The organism is Burkholderia sp. MSMB1826 (assembly GCF_001526325.1).
Taxonomy (GTDB): Bacteria; Pseudomonadota; Gammaproteobacteria; order Burkholderiales; family Burkholderiaceae; genus Burkholderia.
In genome coordinates this window covers 213855-230425 of the sequence record NZ_LOYN01000047.1, presented here as the reverse complement: position 1 = coordinate 230425, position 16571 = coordinate 213855, and the positions used below count along the sequence as shown (strand labels likewise).

At 66.7% G+C, this 16571-nt stretch carries 16 protein-coding genes and 1 riboswitch; of the genes, 6 read left to right on the top strand and 10 right to left on the bottom strand.

What is annotated here, in order from left to right:
* Positions 1-176: 176 nt before the first annotated feature.
* Positions 177-788, bottom strand: coding sequence for a septal ring lytic transglycosylase RlpA family protein (locus WS95_RS27615; RefSeq protein WP_034209557.1), 612 nt, complete (start codon positions 786-788; stop codon positions 177-179).
* A 656-nt stretch (positions 789-1444) separates the two neighbouring features.
* On the opposite strand from WS95_RS27615, the gene WS95_RS27610 reads away from it, so the two are divergent.
* The 3 genes from WS95_RS27610 to WS95_RS27600 all read left to right on the top strand — a co-directional run bounded on the left by WS95_RS27610 (position 1445) and on the right by WS95_RS27600 (position 3295).
* Entirely contained in the window at positions 1445-2089 is a 645-nt protein-coding gene (locus tag WS95_RS27610; RefSeq protein WP_059827188.1) for an MBL fold metallo-hydrolase, read from the top strand.
* Positions 2086-2745 (top strand): exonuclease, encoded by a 660-nt coding sequence (locus tag WS95_RS27605; RefSeq protein ID WP_034209559.1) that lies wholly within the window; start codon positions 2086-2088, stop codon positions 2743-2745. Before WS95_RS27610 ends, WS95_RS27605 begins: the two co-directional genes overlap by 4 nt.
* Before the next feature lie 79 nt (positions 2746-2824).
* A complete protein-coding gene (locus WS95_RS27600) occupies positions 2825-3295 on the top strand; it encodes an Lrp/AsnC family transcriptional regulator (protein WP_006477376.1) in 471 nt (156 codons plus the stop codon).
* A 52-nt stretch (positions 3296-3347) separates the two neighbouring features.
* On the opposite strand, the gene WS95_RS27595 is transcribed toward WS95_RS27600, so the two are convergent.
* The 3 genes from WS95_RS27595 to WS95_RS27585 all read right to left on the bottom strand — a co-directional run bounded on the left by WS95_RS27595 (position 3348) and on the right by WS95_RS27585 (position 6064).
* Positions 3348-4505, bottom strand: a complete 1158-nt coding sequence (locus WS95_RS27595) for a cation diffusion facilitator family transporter (protein ID WP_034209560.1) — start codon at positions 4503-4505, stop codon at positions 3348-3350.
* A gap of 245 nt (positions 4506-4750) precedes the next feature.
* On the bottom strand, positions 4751-5044 hold the full coding sequence (locus WS95_RS27590; protein ID WP_034209561.1) for an H-NS histone family protein: 294 nt from the start codon (positions 5042-5044) through the stop codon (positions 4751-4753).
* A gap of 360 nt (positions 5045-5404) precedes the next feature.
* Positions 5405-6064, bottom strand: a complete 660-nt coding sequence (locus WS95_RS27585) for a HugZ family pyridoxamine 5'-phosphate oxidase (protein ID WP_059827186.1) — start codon at positions 6062-6064, stop codon at positions 5405-5407.
* Between the two features lie 252 nt (positions 6065-6316).
* On the opposite strand from WS95_RS27585, the gene WS95_RS27580 reads away from it, so the two are divergent.
* Positions 6317-7534 (top strand): MFS transporter, encoded by a 1218-nt coding sequence (locus WS95_RS27580; protein WP_059780473.1) that lies wholly within the window; start codon positions 6317-6319, stop codon positions 7532-7534.
* A gap of 89 nt (positions 7535-7623) precedes the next feature.
* On the opposite strand, the gene WS95_RS27575 is transcribed toward WS95_RS27580, so the two are convergent.
* Together WS95_RS27575 and WS95_RS27570 are read right to left on the bottom strand one after the other, a co-directional pair.
* Positions 7624-8766, bottom strand: a complete 1143-nt coding sequence (locus WS95_RS27575) for a branched-chain amino acid ABC transporter substrate-binding protein (RefSeq protein WP_034209563.1) — start codon at positions 8764-8766, stop codon at positions 7624-7626.
* Between the two features lie 438 nt (positions 8767-9204).
* Positions 9205-10287 (bottom strand): NAD(P)H-dependent flavin oxidoreductase, encoded by a 1083-nt coding sequence (locus tag WS95_RS27570; protein WP_059827207.1) that lies wholly within the window; start codon positions 10285-10287, stop codon positions 9205-9207.
* Between the two features lie 224 nt (positions 10288-10511).
* Here WS95_RS27570 and WS95_RS27565 point away from each other — a divergent pair, with 224 nt between their 5' ends.
* Together WS95_RS27565 and WS95_RS27560 are read left to right on the top strand one after the other, a co-directional pair.
* Positions 10512-11204 carry a dienelactone hydrolase family protein gene (locus WS95_RS27565; RefSeq protein WP_059827184.1) on the top strand — a complete coding sequence of 231 codons (693 nt, stop codon included), beginning with the start codon at positions 10512-10514 and terminating at the stop codon, positions 11202-11204.
* An 80-nt stretch (positions 11205-11284) separates the two neighbouring features.
* Positions 11285-12763 (top strand): amidase, encoded by a 1479-nt coding sequence (locus WS95_RS27560; protein WP_059827182.1) that lies wholly within the window; start codon positions 11285-11287, stop codon positions 12761-12763.
* A 91-nt stretch (positions 12764-12854) separates the two neighbouring features.
* Here WS95_RS27560 and metF read toward each other — a convergent pair whose 3' ends face one another.
* The 4 genes from metF to WS95_RS27540 all read right to left on the bottom strand — a co-directional run bounded on the left by metF (position 12855) and on the right by WS95_RS27540 (position 16565).
* Positions 12855-13685, bottom strand: coding sequence for a methylenetetrahydrofolate reductase [NAD(P)H] (gene metF / locus WS95_RS27555; protein WP_034209566.1), 831 nt, complete (start codon positions 13683-13685; stop codon positions 12855-12857).
* A 31-nt stretch (positions 13686-13716) separates the two neighbouring features.
* A complete protein-coding gene (locus tag WS95_RS27550) occupies positions 13717-14070 on the bottom strand; it encodes a phage holin family protein (protein ID WP_006477367.1) in 354 nt (117 codons plus the stop codon).
* Between the two features lie 93 nt (positions 14071-14163).
* A complete protein-coding gene (gene ahcY / locus WS95_RS27545) occupies positions 14164-15582 on the bottom strand; it encodes an adenosylhomocysteinase (RefSeq protein WP_034209567.1) in 1419 nt (472 codons plus the stop codon).
* Positions 15583-15614: 32 nt separating this feature from the next.
* A riboswitch (S-adenosyl-L-homocysteine riboswitch) is annotated at positions 15615-15733 on the bottom strand.
* A gap of 97 nt (positions 15734-15830) precedes the next feature.
* Positions 15831-16565: an RNA polymerase sigma factor FliA gene (locus tag WS95_RS27540; RefSeq protein WP_059503301.1), complete on the bottom strand. Its 735-nt coding sequence runs from the start codon at positions 16563-16565 to the stop codon at positions 15831-15833.
* Positions 16566-16571: the final 6 nt, after the last annotated feature.

Genomic DNA, 16571 nt, shown 5'->3' with positions numbered 1-16571 from the left:
ACGCTCCACGCTTCCTCTCCACATTCGGTCGCCCTCATGCAGTTGCGCTTCACTTCATTCGCTGTGACCAGCTTATGGCGGGACTTGCACCCGCAGGAGTGCGCCCATGCTGGGCGCACAACGACAAAGGGCTGCCGGCAGGCAGCCCTTCGTGCATGAGCGGACGATCCGCCGCGTTACTTCGCCGAGATCGACGCGAACATTTCGTCGCGCGCCTCGCGCGCTTCCTGCGGCGACAGCCCTTCGATCTTCACGCGGCCCGTGCCGGCGTGCACGAGGCCGATCACCTTGGCCGCCGCGTACGACAGGTCGAGCACGCGGCCGCGCTTGAACGGCCCGCGATCGTTGACCTTCACGACGACCCACTTGCCGGTCGATGCGTTCGTCACCTTGATGTACGACGACAGCGGCAGCGTGCGGTGCGCGGCGGTGAACGCATTCATGTTGAAGCGCTCGCCGTTCGCGGTGCGGCGGCCGTGGAAATCCCGCCCGTACCACGATGCGCGGCCGGTCTGGCGGAAATCGGATACGTCCTTGCCGTCGATCGGCTCGGCGTCCGCCAGCGACGACTTCTTCGCGTCCTTGCTGTCGGCAGCCGGCATCGATGCCAGCGCGGAATCGAAATTGAGCGGCTGCTTGTCGTCGTCCGCCTTCGCGGCGGCGGCCGTCTTGTCGACCGCCTTCTTCTGGCTCACGCTGCCGGTGGTCTGGCTGGGTGGCACCGCACAGCCCGTCAGCGCAAAAAATAATGCAATGGTTCCGAATCGGCTCGGAAAACGTAAATTCATCGACGTGTCGCCTTCTGGTTCGGGCCGCATCGATACAACGCTGCTTCACAACGCAGCGATGCGGCCCGGACGGCAAATGCGTGCACGCCCCGCTCGAGTGCGAGCAGGCGGCTAGCATGGGCGCGGCGTTCGTCTAGGCCGCAACCGTCCTGATTAGCTTTCACGTCTGGCGCAACCTGTCCCCAACAGCCTGACCAGACCCCACATGCCGCCATCGAACATGGCTTCACGTTCGCGCGCGTCGATACGACCAACGCACAGGAACGGCGGCACAGGCCTCATCCGGCGGCGCGGCAGCAGGGCCGCAGACGGGCGCGCAGCACCCGGCCGGACAAGACGTGAGCACCGAATGCTCGGTGCTGGATACACCGCCGGGACTCCCCGGCGGCCGATGCTTGACGGTGAATCGGATGCCTCGTTTAACGGGGCCGAAACACCAGCGAATTGCGTGAAATTCACGCGCAATGGGGCGCATTATACATAAATCAAAACCTTGTCTCGAAAAGCACCCCCTGCGGACCATTGATTCTCGCTATGGCTGTAACAATCGGCATGCTCCGGGAATGCCCTCATCCGCACGCCGCGGCATGCGTCGCACGCACGGCAGGCGGCGCGCGCGACCGGTACAATCGGTCCTTTTAGCCGCCGGTGCCTCCATGAAAGTCACGCTCATTCCGGTCACACCGTTCCAGCAGAACTGCTCGCTGCTCGTCTGCGAGAAGACGGGCCGCGCCGCCGTCGTCGATCCGGGCGGCGATCTCGACCGGATCGAACAGGAAGTCGCGCGGCAGAACGTGCAGGTCGAGAAGGTGCTGCTCACGCACGGGCACATCGATCACTGCGCGGGCGCGAAGACGCTCGCGACGCGCTACGGCGTGCCGATCGAGGGGCCTCAGGAAGAAGAGCGCTTCTGGATCGAGAAGCTGCCGATGCAGAGCGAACGCTTCGGCTTTCCGGCCGCCGACAGCTTCGAGCCCGACCGGTGGCTGAACGACGGCGACACCGTGCAGTTCGGCAACGAGACGCTCGAGGTCTATCACTGCCCGGGTCACACGCCCGGCCACGTCGTGTTCTTCAGCCGCGCGCATCGCGTCGCGATCGTCGGCGACGTGCTGTTCGCGGGCTCGATCGGCCGGACCGATTTCCCGCGCGGCAATCACGAGGATCTCGTCCGTTCGATCAAGGAAAAGCTGTGGCCGCTCGGCGACGACGTCACGTTCGTGCCCGGTCACGGCCCGGTGTCGACGTTCGGCGACGAGCGCCGCACGAACCCGTTCGTGTCGGACAAGGTATTCGGATGAACCAGACCGCCATCCCGGAAATTTACGTCAGCACCGACGTCGAAGCCGACGGCCCGATTCCCGGTCCGCACTCGATGCTGAGCTTCGCGTCGGCCGCCTATACCGAGGACAAGCAGCTGATCGCGACGTTCTCGGCAAACCTCGAGACCCTGCCCGGCGCGCACGCGCACCCGGTGCAGGAGGCCTGGTGGAAAACCGAACCCGAAGCGTGGGCCGCGTGCCGGCGCGACCTGCAGACGCCCGAGACGGCGCTGGTCGCCTACGTCGAATGGGTCGAAGCGCTGCCCGGCAAGCCGGTGTTCGTCGCGATGCCGGCCGGCTTCGATTTCACGTTCATGTTCTGGTACATGATGCGTTTCGCGGGGCGCTGCCCGTTCTCGTGGTCGGCGCTCGACATCAAGACGCTCGCGTTCGCGATGACGGGCCTGCCGTACCGCAAGGCGATCAAGCCGCGCTTTCCGAAGCACTGGTTCGACGACCATCCGCACACGCACGTCGCGCTCGACGACGCGATCGAGCAAGGCGCACTCTTCTGCAACATGCTCGCCGACCTGCGCCGTCAGCAGGCCGCGCTCGCGGGCCTGGCCGTGTCGGATACCGATCGGTCGGATCGCGCGGGGGCGGGACAAAATCCCACGGATCCGCGAGCAAATTAGCGAATCTCGCTCAACGGCGCGTCGCCAGATTGCCTTTCCTTCCCCGGCCCTCTAACATTCAGCGTGTTGTAGCTGCCGCATGGAGGCGCAGGTGACGCTCGATTCCTTTTCGCAAAAAATCCTTCGCCTGTTGCAGCTCGACGCGCGCCGTTCCGTTCAGGAAATCTCCGATCAGGTCGGTCTGTCGAGCACACCGTGCTGGCGCCGCATCAAGGACATGGAACAGTCGGGCGTGATCCAGCGCTACACGGCGCTGCTCGATCGCGAGAAGCTCGGCCTGCACGTCTGCGCGCTCGCGCACGTGCACCTGACGCGCCACAACGAAGGCGGCGTCGAGCAGTTCGAGCGCGAGATCGCGACCTGCCCGGAAGTCACCGAGTGCTACAGCACGACCGGCGAAGCCGATTACATCCTCAAGATCGTCGCACCGGACATCAAGGCCTACGACGTGTTCCTGCACGAACGCATCTTCAAGATTCCGGCCGTGTCGCAGGTGCGCACGAGCGTCGTGCTGCGCGAAATCAAGTTCGACACGCAACTGCCGCTGTAACGCGCGGGCCCGCGTCTGCGGCCGGCCGCGTTCGCGGCTGCCGGCTGCCCGGTCAGGTCTGCACGGGCAACGTGCGCGTGAAGCCGATCCGGCGCGCACCGAACTCGCGCTTCAGCGTCTCGACGTCGAGCCGCCCGGCCAGCGCCGCATCGGCGTCGCGCGGGTCGCTGTCGAGCGTCACGTCGACCTCGAGCCCCGTACTCAGGTAATGCAGGTTGATCGCCGCCGCGTGCAACCCGCGCTGCGCGAGCGCGGCCTCGAGCCGGGCCGCGAGCTCGCCGCGCGGCGGCAGCGCGAGCGCCGGACGGCGCGCCGCGTCGTTCTCGGGGTCGACATGGATCAGCGCATCCAGCACGCGCGGGTCGGACAGCACGCGCGCCCGCGCGGTCTCGGCGATGTAATGCCCTTCGGAGACGGAGATCTTCGGATCGACGAGGATGTGCGCATCGACGAGCGCGGCATCGCCCATCTTGCGCGTGCGCAGGTCGTGCACGTCGCGCACGCCGGGCGTCGCGGCGAGCAGCGCGCGGATTTCGGCCGTGTCGGCCGTATCGAGCGCGCGGTCGGAGAGGTCCTGCAACGCGTCATAGCCGAACGTCCAGCCCATGCGCGCGACCATGAAGCCGACAATCGCCGCCGCGATCGGGTCGAGCAGCCGCACCCCGGCCAGACTGCCGACGATGCCGATCGCGACGACGAGCGACGACGCGGCATCCGAACGCGCATGCCACGCGTTGGCGACGAGCATCGCCGAGCGCACGCGCCGCGCTTCGCGCAGCATGTAGCGGAACAACGCTTCCTTCGACACGAGCACCGTCAGCGCAACGATCAGCGCGGAAAAATGCACGGCCGGAATGTTTTCGAGATTAACGAGGCGGTCGCCGGCGCGCCAGAGCATGCCGATACCGACCGCAATCAGGATCGCGCCGAGAAACAGCGACGCGACCGTCTCGTAGCGGCTATGGCCGTAATTGTGGTCGGCATCCGGCGATGCGCCGCTATGCCGATTCGCAACCAGCACGACAAAATCCGAGATCAAATCGGAAATCGAATGCACACCGTCGGCAATCAATGCCTGCGAATGCGCAATCACGCCGACGACGATCTGAAATGTCGCAAGCACGACATTCAGGACAATACTGACGAGCGTGCTCTTGCGCGCGACTGCGTGCTTATCCGCGCTCTGCGCGTCGCCGGAAAACGTGGACATGAAATATGAGATATCGGTGTGCGAGTCGTAATTCTATCAAAGGCGCCCCGCGAGCCCAGCCAATACCCACAAATTTCTCATTTAAATCAACCGCTTATACGAACGTGTCGCATTTTCATTCACGCGACACATGCTTACGTTTTCATGACGGCGCAGCCGGGCGCTGCCGGTGTCCGGAAACAAAAAAGCCGCGCTCCTCGACGGACACGCGGCTCTCTTGAAGAGCGAGCAACTTAAACGAACGTTTAAATCGCAAACTGATCGCGGTTCTTGCCGGCGATCCAGCGCGGCGGCTTGCCACGCCCCGACCACGTCGCGCCCGTTTCCGGATCGCGGTATTTGGCGGCCACGCCTGCGCGCGGACGACCGACCTTGCCGGCCTTCGCGCGGCTGAGACCGAGTTCGGCGAGCGAAAAGCCGTAGTCGGCAATTTTCTGCTTCACGTCATTCAGCACTTCAGCGTATTCACGCGACTTCGCTTCTTCGATTTGCTTCTCCAGCTTCTCCCGCTGGGCCAGCAGGTCCTTGTAAGAAGACATAGTTTCCCTTTCTATCTATCTGACCAATGGCGCCGGTCTGCAGCCAGCTCACCATTCATGAAATATATGTGCCTCGGATTTTCGAAGGCAGAGATTAGCACAAAAAAGATTTGATAGAAGCGAGATTCATGAAAATCCCGAGGCCAATTGGAATTCGCGCATGTCATTTTGACCGGCCGCGGCCTTTTCTCAAATTTTTACGCTCCTGCATAGAGATTAGGACATTAGCGATCGACTATTCGGTCTATCAACATACGCAATTACCCTGCATTCGAGAAAATCAAAGCTTTCATCGGACGACAGTTTTGCAAAAACCACATGACGCAGTTTGCTAAACGGACAAATCCCTGACCCGTGACGTCACGTCACATCCTTTGCGCAGGCGATCAGCCGCTCGTGCAGCGCACCGGTATCGACCGAAGGCGACTCGAACGGCGTGCGCACGCGGCGCCCGTCGCATCGCCAGTCTGCGCCATGACGATCGACGCCGAGCAGGTCGAGCCCGTCGCGGTATGCGTCGCTCGCCTCGTAGGCACGCCACAGCGCCTGTTCGTCGTCGAAAGCGAGCGGCGGCAGCGCATCGAGATGCGTGCCGTCGACCCAGCCCATCCGCCCGAACCCGCCGATATAGCGCAGCCGCTCGATCTCGAGCGCCCAGAACGCGAAATCGCCGAGCGCGAGATAGCGCGCGGCGTCCGGTTCGTAGCGCAGGTAACGCGCGGTGACGTGCGGATCGTCGCCGAGCGGCACGAACCGGCCCAGCAGCGTCGCGCGCTCGGCATTCAGGACCTCGCCGCCGCTCGCATCGACGACGAGGAAACCCGCACGCGGATCGGCGGCGAGATTGCGCGTGTGCTCGGCCAGGCCGCTCACCAGGATCACAGGCCGATGGCTTGCATCGGGTGCAAACGGCACGACCGTCGGGTACGGGAAGCCCTGCGGTTCGCGCGCATGGGTGGCGAGCGTGCCGAGCGCGCAGCGGTGCAGCAGATGCAAGGCGAAGGCGGGATCGATGTTCAAGGGGAACTCCTGCGGTCGAAAGGCGGCGCGGCGGGCATCGCATCGATGTTACCCGCGCTCGCCGTACGCTGCGCATCGGCCGAACGGCCAAAGAACGGCCGATGCGACACCGGGCCGCCGCCGCAGGATGGCCCGATCGCCCGAGCATCGACCGAACGGCCATCGCCCGGCAAGAACGTAAGCGGTTCGATAGAATCGGACAGATCCGACGGGCGCCGTGTGCGCCCGCGCATTTTCCTGGCGAGCCTTCCCGTGTCCGAATCCTCCTCTCCCGAATCGTCGTCCCCGTTCGCCGCGCCGCCCGACGCGCATCGCGTGCTGCCGCTGCCCGCCCGCCAGCGTGCGCGCACGGCGTCGATGGCGCTGTTCTTCGTCGCCGGCATGATGTACGCGTCGTGGGGCGTGCACGTGCCGACCGTGCGCGACAAGTTCGCGCTGAGCCCCGGGCTGCTGTCGATCGCGCTGTTCGCGGTCGCCGGCGGATCGATCGCCGCGATGCTGACCATCGCGCGCTGGATCGCGCGCGTCGGCTCGCGCACCGCGTGCCTCGCCGGCGGGCTCGTGATGTCCGCGTGCGCGGCGCTGATCCTCGTCGTGCCCGACTACTGGATGCTGCTTCCGGTGCTCGCGCTGTTCGGCTTCTCGATGGCGACGCTCGACGTCGCGATGAACGCCGAGGCCAGCGCGGTCGAAATCGCGCTCGGCAAGCCGATCATGTCGTCGCTGCACGGGATGTTCAGCATCGGCGGGATGGCCGGCGCGGCGGCCGGCGGCGCGCTGCTGTCGGCCGGCATGGCGCCGGTCGCGCATCTCGCGCTCGCGGCGGCGGTGAGCGCCGCGGTGCTCGTGGCCGCGAGCCCGGCCGTGCTGCCGCACGTGCCGCATCACGAACAGGCGCACGGCGGCGGCAACCGCTGGCGCTCGCCCGCTCTGTGGATGCTCGGCGGCATCGCGCTGATCGCGCTGGTCGCCGAAGGCGCGATGTACGACTGGGCGACGGTCTACATGCGCGACGTGGTCGCGGCGAGCCCGGCGCTCGCGAGCGCCGCGTACGCGGCGTTCTCCGGCGGGATGGCCGTCGCGCGCTTCGCGGGCGACGCCGTGCGCGCCCGCTTCGGCGCGCCGCAGCTCGTGTTCGCGAGTGCGTCGCTCGCGTGCGCGGGGATGATCGGCGCGCTGCTGCTGCCGAATCCGGTCGCGGTGCTGACGGGTTTCACGCTGATGGGCCTCGGGCTGGCCAACATGATGCCCGTGCTGTTCGCGGCCGCCGCGCGCGTGAAAGGCATCCATGCGGCCGAAGGGCTCGCGCACGTGGCCGGGCTCGCGTATTTCGGGCTGCTGTTCGGTCCGGTCGTGATCGGCGCGGTCGCGCAGGCCGCGAACCTGACGATCGGCCTGTCGGTCGTCGCGCTGTGCGCGGCGCTCGTCGCGCTCGTCGCGCCAAGGGTGCTCGCGCACCTGAAAATCTGACGGCGCGGCAGCGCACGCCGGCCCAAAAAGAAAGCGCGCCTGCGTGGCCGCATGCGCGCTTTCACCCCTGCTGTTGACCGCTGGTCGCGTTACATCTTCACTTCGTCGAGCAGCGACTTCTTGCCGCTCTTGTAGTTGTACAGCGAGATCACGCCGTGCTGCAGGTCGCCCTTCGAGTCGAAGGTCGTCGTGCCGATCACGCCCGTGTACTTCGTCGCCGGCATCGCCGCGAGGATCTTCGCCGGGTCCGTCGAGTCCGCGCGCTTCATCGCGTCGGCGATGATGTACACGGCGTCATACGTGAACGGTGCGTAGATCTGGATCGGCTGGCCGAAGCGCTTCTCGTACTTCGCCTTGAACGCGGCACCGCCCGGCATCTTCTCGAGCGATGCACCGGCCTCCGAGCACACGACGTTGTCGGTCGCGTCGCCGGCCAGGTCGGCCAGCTTCTCCGTGCACACGCCGTCGCCCGCGAAGATCTTCGCGCGCAGGCCGAGCTGCTTCGCCTGTTTCGCGAACGGGCCGCCGGTGGCGTCCATGCCGCCGTACATGATCGCGTCCGGGTTCTCGCCCTTGATCTTGGTCAGAATCGCGCGGAAGTCGACCGCCTTGTCGTTCGTCGCGTCGTGCGACATCACCTTCAGGCCGAGCGCCTTCGCCTTCTTCTCGAACTCGTTCGCGAGACCCTGGCCATACGCGGTCGAATCGTCGACCACCGCCACGCTCTTGATCCCCTTCGAGTGCGCGTAGTTCGCCAGTGCCGGGCCCTGCTGCGCATCGGTCGCGACCACGCGGTAGGTGGTCTTGAAGCCTTGCTGCGTGTACGCCGGGTTGGTCGCCGACGGCGAGATCTGCACGATGCCCGCATCGCTGTAGATCTTCGAGGCCGGGATCGACGTGCCCGAGTTCAGGTGGCCGACCACCGCGACGACCTTGTCGTCGACGAGCTTCTGCGCAACCTGCGTCGCCTGCCGCGGGTCGGCGGCGTCATCCTGCGGATCGAGTTGCAGCGTGATCTTCTGGCCGCCGATCGTGAGACCCTTCGCGTTGATTTCCTCGACGGCGAGACGCGCGCCGTTTTCGTTGTCCTTGCCCAGGTGTGCAATGCCGCCCGTCAACGGCGCGACGTGGCCGATCTTGACGACTTGATCGGCGGACGCGTTGCTTGCAGCTGCAGCGCACAGCATCGCCGCTGCGGTGATCGGCAACAGCTTTTGCATCTTGATATTCATGTAAGTCTCCAGTTCGGTCCCAAAAAACGCCATCGCCCGGTGCCCCGCTGCCATCCCCGTGTTTGCCATCACTGGACGATTCGCCGGTTGCATCGTTCATGCACTTGGCCTCAAGCACGTGAAAACCGCCGCTTTTAGCGGCCGCCCGCCCGTACTTGCGCGCAAGTGTAGGTGATCAAATTAATTTGTGGGACTTTTTTGGGGTAGTGGTAACACTACCGATATGCACGCTTTGGAAGGATGATTCGAATAGCGCTGCGAGCCCCGACGGATAAGGGTTTCCGCTAAGTCGGAAGAGACTTTCGAAAGGTCGTTTCAACCTATTCGCGAGGGCATTTCGATTCGGTATTTTGTGCCCTGGATCGTTGAATGAAACGCGCGTGACACCACGCGCGTTTCGTCGTCCGGTATCGATCGTTCTGGCGGATGAAGCAGCGGTCAGGCGGCCGCTGCACGCCATTCCGCGTCGAGCGCGGCGACCAGTTGCGACGTCGTCAGCGCATCGCCGCGCCGCCGCGCGAGCGGCGCGCCCTGTCCGGCCCACAGCGACAGGTAGTCGCCGTCGTTCGCACGCGCGGCGGCCTGGCGCAGCGGCTGGGTCAGCGCGTTCTGTATCGGATACGGTGCGACGTCCGCGACGTGCTCGCCGAGCCGCGCCATCAACGCGTTGCGCAGCCCACGTGCATGACGGCCGGTGATCGCGCGCGTGACCTGCGTCGACGTATCGGCGCTCGCGAGCAGCCGCGCCTTCCAGTCCGCCGCGATCGCGCTTTCCGCGCACGTGAGGAACGCGGTGCCGAGTTGCGCGCCCTGCGCGCCGAGCGCGAGCACGGCCGCGATGCCGCGGCCGTCCATGATCCCGCCCGCGGCGAGCACGGGCAGGCCCGTCGCGTCGACGAGCTGCGGCACGAGCGCGAGCGTGCCGATCAACGCATCGGCGGCGGAACCGATGAAGGTGCCGCGATGGCCGCCCGCCTCGGCGCCCTGCGCGGAGATCGCGTCGGCGCCGGCCGCCTGCCACGCGAGCCCTTCGGCCACGTGCGTCGCGGTGCCGATCACATACGTGCCGGCGGCTTTCAGGCGTGCGACGTCGGCCGCGTCGAGCACGCCGAACGTGAAGCTCGCGACCGGCACGCGCAGCGCAACGAGCGCATCGAGCTGCGCGCGGAAATCGGGCGCGTAGCGCGCGGGCGCCGTGCCCGGCGGCAAGCCGAGCGTGGCGTTCAGCGGATCGATTGCGGCCAGCGCGCGCGCGACGGTCGCCGCGTCGGGCGCGGCTTCATCGGGCAGCACGAACAGGTTGATCGCGAACGGGCGATCGGTCGCCGCGCGGATCGCGGCGACTTCGGCTTCGATACGTTCGGGCGCGAGCGCGCCGGCGCCGAGGCTGCCGAGCGCACCGGCGTTCGACGCGGCCGCGACCATCGCGGTCGTGGTCGCGCCGACCATCGGCGCCTGCACGAGCGGCAGGCGCAGGCCGAAGCGTTCGGAAAAGGGCGTGGAAAACGAGCGGGCAGACATGGCGAATCCTTCGAAGACGATGCGCGAAAGCGCTTTGTAAAGGTCGACACATCGACTGTATCGAAGCGGGCCGGCGCCGAAAAATGAATAATCGAGATCGAAACGATCGCTGCGCGAGAAGCGGCCGCGCGCGCTGCAGCACCGGACGATCGGTGGCACACTAGGCCGCCCTCTATTCATTCCCCGGGGCGCCTCGCGCACCCCGTACGCCAGGAGTTCAAAACGTGACTGCCCAATGGATCGACATCCCGACCGGTAACGACAGCTTCGGCGGCTATCTTGCACTGCCCAAGCGCGGCAGGGGCCCTGCCGTCATCATCATCCAGGAAATCTTCGGCGTGAACGCGCATATCCGCGCGGTCGCCGACCAGTATGCGGCCGACGGCTTCGTCGCGCTCGCGCCGGACGTGTTCTGGCGCACGCAGCCGCGCGTCGAGCTGACCTACGACGGCGCGGATCGCGACAAGGGCATCGAGCTGATGAAGAAGACCGACGTGGGTCTCGCGGTCGCCGACATCGGCGCGGCGGCCGACGCGTTGCGCGCGCGCCCCGAAGTGGGCGGCAAGCTCGCCGCGATCGGCTACTGCTTCGGCGGCCAGCTCGCGTACCGCGCGGCGGCGACCGGCAAGCTCGACGCGGCGGTGTCCTATTACGGCGGCGGCATCCACAACGCGCTCGATCTCGCCGGCCAGATCAAACAGCCGATCCTGTTCCACTACGCGGAAAACGACCACGCCATTCCGCTCACCGCCGTCGACCAGGTGAAGGCCGCGTTTGCCGGCCACGGCGATGCGTCGTTCCACGTGTACCCGGGCGCCGAGCACGGCTTCAACTGCACGGACCGCGCATCGTACAACCAGCGCGCGGCGGCGCTCGCGCACGGCCGCACGCTGACCTTCCTCGCCGAGCACCTCTAAAAAAGACACGGCCGCGGGCCCGCCACGCCGGGCCCGCGTTATGCTCGCACCATCTCCACGCGTGACAACGGGGGGCCGCGATGCACTCGGACTATCTCGCGCATGATGCAGTCGGCCTCGCCGCGCTCGTGCGCGAACGCCGCGCCAGCCCGCGCGAGCTGCTCGACGCCGCGATCGGCCAGGCCGAAGCGGTCAACGGCGCGATCAACGCGATCGTGCTGCAGGACTACGAAGCCGCGCGCCAGCGGGCGGCGGCCGCGCCCGAGCCGGGCGCCGACGCGCCGTTCGCGGGCGTCCCGTATCTCGTCAAGGATCTCGGCGCGGCGGTCGCCGGGCTGCCGCTGTCGATGGGCAGCCGGCACTACCGTTACTTCGTGCCGGCCGACGATTCGCCGGTGATCGCCCGCAGCCGCGCGGCGGGCCTCAACGTATTCGGCAAAACCAACACGTCCGAGATCGGCCAGATGCCGTACACGGAACCGGAACTGTTCGGTGCGTGCCGCAACCCGTGGAACCTCGATCACACACCCGGCGGTTCGAGCGGCGGCGCGGCGGCGGCCGTCGCGGCCGGCATCGTGCCGATCGCGCATGCGTCCGACGGCGGCGGCTCGATCCGCATTCCGGCGTCGTGCTGCGGGCTGTTCGGCCTGAAGCCGAGCCGCAACCCGGTGCTCGTCGACCTGCCGTCGAACGGCGAACTCGTCGTCCAGCACGCGGTGTCGCGCAGCGTGCGCGACAGTGCGCTGCTGCTCGACGTGACGACCGGCCAGACACTGCCGCCCGGCGCGCCCGGCACCTTCCTCGGCGCGCTCGATACGCCGCCCGGCCCGCTGCGGATCGGCCTCGTCGTCGATCCGATGCTCGCGCCGGCGCTCGCCGACGACACGCGCGCGGCGCTCGACGATGCGGTCGCGCTGCTCGAATCGCTCGGCCATCACGTCGAGCCGGCGACGCTGCCAATCGACTACGCGCGCGCGGCCGAAACCTTCCTGACGCTGTGGGCGACGATCGCCGAGGACATGGTGCTCGGCGCGCGCGAACTGACCGGTCGCACGCCGCGGCGCGGCGAGTTCGAGGCCGCGACCTGGGCGATGGCCGTGGTCGGTCGCCGCCTCGCGCGCACGCGGCTGCCCGACGTGCTCGAATGGCAGCGCCAGCTCACCGTGCAGGTCGCCGGCCTCGTGTCGCGCTACGACGCGATCCTGTGCGCGTCGCTCGCCGGGCCGCCGGTGAAGATCGGCGAATTGCAGCCGACGCCGTTCGAATCCGCGCAGATGAAGCTGCTCGCCGCGCTGCCGGTGAAACCGCTGCTGAAGGAAATGCTCGCGAAGTCGTCGGAGAAGGCGTTCGCGTGGGCCGGCTGCACCGAGCTGTTCAACCTGACCGGCCAGCCGGCGATGTCGGTGCCGCTGTACTGGAATGCGCGCGGGCTGCCGATCGGCGTGCAGTTCGCCGCGCGCCATGCCGACGACGCGTTGCTGCTCCGGCTCGCGCGGCAGCTCGAACAGGCGCGGCCGTGGTTCGACCGCCGCCCGCCGCTGATGCAGGCGCAGCGCTGACGCGCGCACGTTTGCGCCACGCGCCACGATAAAAAAAGCCCCGCCGGCACGAACCGGCGGGGCCGTTGCGCATGCAACCGCGTGACGGTGCTTACACCGCGAGCCGTTCGCAGATCGTCCGCGTCGCGGCCGCTGCGTTCAGCGTGTAGAAGTGCAGCCCCGGCACGCCCGCGTCGATCAGGCGCTGGCACAGGCTCGTGACGACGTCCGCGCCGAACGCACGGATCGACTCGCGATCGTCGCCGAAGCTCTCGAGCCGGCGCGCGACCCAGCGCGGCACTTCGGCGCCGCACATCTCGGAGAAGCGCATCAGCTGCGAGAAGTTCGTGATCGGCATGATGCCCGGCACGATCGGCACGTCCACGCCCAGCTTGCGCGCATCGTCGACGAAGCGGAAATACGCATCCGCGTTGAAGAAATACTGCGTGATCGCGGAATTCGCGCCGGCTTTCACCTTGCGCGCGAAGTTCTCGAGATCGGCTGCGGGCGAACGCGATTGCGGGTGGTACTCCGGGTAGCCCGCGACCTCGATGTGGAACCAGTCGCCATGCTCGGCGCGGATGAAGCTGACGAGCTCGGACGCATAGCGCAGCTCGCCGACCGCGCCCATCCCCGACGGCAGGTCGCCGCGCAGCGCGACGATGTGCCGGATGCCGTGCGAGCGGTACTGGTCGAGAATCGCGCGCAGGCTGTCGCGCGACGAGCCGATGCACGACAGGTGCGGCGCGGCCTCGAGGCCGTCCTTCTGCATGTCGAGCACGGTATCGAGCGTGCCCTGCTGCGTCGATCCGCCGGCGCCGAACGTCACGGAGACGAATTTCGGCTTCAGCGGCAGCAGCTGCGCGCGCGTGGCGCGCAGCTTGTCGACGCCGTCCGCCGTCTTCGGCGGGAAGAATTCAAACGAGAGTTCGATCGGTTTCATGATTCGATGGGGTTGGGCCTGCCGCCCGCCCTCAGCCGATGTCGCGCTGGCCGAAGATCAGGGCGGACAGCAGCCACGACACGATGCTGTACAGGATCGAACCGAAGAACGCGGACCAGAACCCCGACACCTCGAAGCCCTTCAGCAGCGACGACGCGAACCAGAAGCACAGCGCGTTCACGACGAGGATGAACACCCCGAGCGTGACGATCGTGACGGGTAGCGTCAGCAGGATCAGCACCGGCCGGATCACCGTGTTGATCAGCCCGAGCACGACCGCGATGATCAGCGCGGTGCCGAAGCTCTTGATGTGGATCGACGGCACGAGGTACGTGATGATCAGCAACGCGAGCGCGTTGATGACCCAGGTGAGGATGACGCTCATGGAGGGCTCCGGTTCGGTTGTCGATCGGTACGATCGGTGAGCGCCGCCGCGCCGTGCGCCCGCAACGGGCGCGCACGGCGCGGCGGCAGCGCATCAATAGCGGTAGTGGTTCGGCTTGAACGGGCCGTCCTTCTGCACGCCGATGTACGCGGCCTGCTCGTCCGACAGCACCGACAGGTTCGCGCCGATGCGCGCCAGGTGCAGGCGCGCGACCTTTTCATCGAGATGCTTCGGCAGCACGTACACCTTGTTCTCGTACTGCTCGCCGCGCGTGAACAGTTCGATCTGCGCGAGCGTCTGGTTCGCGAACGAGTTCGACATCACGAACGACGGGTGGCCGGTCGCGCAGCCGAGGTTCACGAGGCGGCCTTCGGCCAGCAGGATCACGCGCTTGCCGTCCGGGAAGATGATGTGGTCGACCTGCGGCTTGATGTTTTCCCACTGGTACTGGCGCGTCGACGCGACGTCGATTTCCGAGTCGAAGTGGCCGATGTTGCAGACGATCGCGTTGTGACGCATCGCCTTCATGTGATCGTGGTTGATCACGTGGTAGTTGCCGGTCGCCGTCACGAAGATGTCGGCCTTGTCCGCCGCGTATTCCATCGTCACGACGCGGTAGCCTTCCATCGCCGCCTGCAGCGCGCAGATCGGATCGATTTCGGTGACCCACACGGTCGCGCCCAGGCCGCGCAGCGATTGCGCGCAACCCTTGCCCACGTCGCCGTAGCCCGCGACGACCGCGACCTTGCCCGCGATCATCACGTCGGTCGCGCGCTTGATGCCGTCGACGAGCGACTCGCGGCAGCCGTACAGGTTGTCGAACTTCGACTTCGTGACCGAATCGTTCACGTTGAACGCCGGGAACGGCAGGCGGCCGTCCTTTTCCATCTGGTACAGGCGATGCACGCCGGTCGTCGTTTCTTCGGTCACGCCCTTGATGTGCGCGAGGCGCTTCGAGTACCAGTTCGCGTCGACGTCGAGGTGCGCCGCGATCGACTTGTACAGCGCGACTTCTTCCTCGTTGGTCGGCTTCGCGATCACCGAACGGTCCTTCTCGGCCTTCGAACCGAGGATCAGCAGCAGCGTGGCATCGCCGCCGTCGTCCAGGATCATGTTCGCGAATTCGCCGTTCGGCCATTCGAAGATGCGGTGCGAGAACTCCCAGTATTCGTCGAGCGATTCGCCCTTGAACGCGAACACCGGCGTGCCGGCTTCGACGATCGCGGCCGCCGCGTGATCCTGGGTCGAGAAGATGTTGCACGACGCCCAGCGCACGTCCGCGCCGAGCGCCTTCAGCGTCTCGATCAGCACGCCCGTCTGGATCGTCATGTGCAGCGAACCGGCAATGCGCGCGCCCTTCAGCGGCTGCTGCGCCTTGTATTCGTCGCGGATCTGCACGAGGCCCGGCATTTCGGTCTCGGCGATATTCAGTTCCTTGCGGCCCCAGCCGGCCAGCGCCATGTCGGCGACGACGTAATCGTGGGAAGCCTTGGAATCGATAATGGCGTTCATCACGCCCTCCTTTCTAAAAAGTTTCTAGATTGGTGACGTGAGCGCCGTTCAGGAAGCGGGGCCGGCGCGGAACAATCGCTGCACGGCTGCTTGGTGAAGCCTTCCGAGCCTGGCGGACGCTGGATGGTCCGTCGCAACGCTCCTCGGAAAACGGAGGGGATTGTAGCAAATCGGCGCGCGAAATGCGCAAGCGCCGAGCAACCGCGGCACGGGCGCGCGGCGTCGGCGCGCGCGGCCGTTCCAAAGGGTCAGGACTCCGCGCCGACCCACGCCTGTTCGCGCAGCCGCGCACGCAGGCGCGCGACGGCCTGGCTGTGCAACTGGCACACGCGCGATTCGCTCACCTCGAGCACCGCGCCGATCTCGCGCAGATTCAGACCCCGTTCGTAGTACAGCGACATCAGCAGCTTCTCGCGCTCCGGGAGCCGCTCGATCGCGTCGACGAGCGCCTCGCGCAGGTGCTCGTCGAGCAGCGCCGACAGCGGATCGGCGTGATCGACGCGATAGCGGTCGAGAAACGGCTCGTCGTCGGCCGCGCGGTCGAAATCCTCGTAGTAGATGAGCTGGCTGCCGTGCAGGTCCTGCAGCATCCCCTGGTATTCGTCGAGCGGCATGTTCAGGTGCTGCGCGATCTCGGTCTCGCTCGCCGAGCGGCCGAGGTGCTGCTCAACCTGGTGCACCGCGTGCTCGACCTCGCGCGACGTCTTGCGCAGGCTGCGCGGCAGCCAGTCGTTGCTGCGCAGCTCGTCGAGCATCGCGCCGCGGATGCGCTGCGTCGCGTAGGTCTCGAACTGCGCGCCCTGGTCTTCCTTGTAGCGGCCGGCCGCGTCCATCAGGCCGATCATGCCGGCCTGGATCAGATCGTCGAGATCGACGCTCGCCGGCATCTTCGCGACGAGCTGCAGCCCGAGGCGGCGCACGAGCGGCGCGTATTGCGCGAGCACGTCGGCCTGGGACATCTTTCCTTGAGCGTTGTACATCATGGCTCC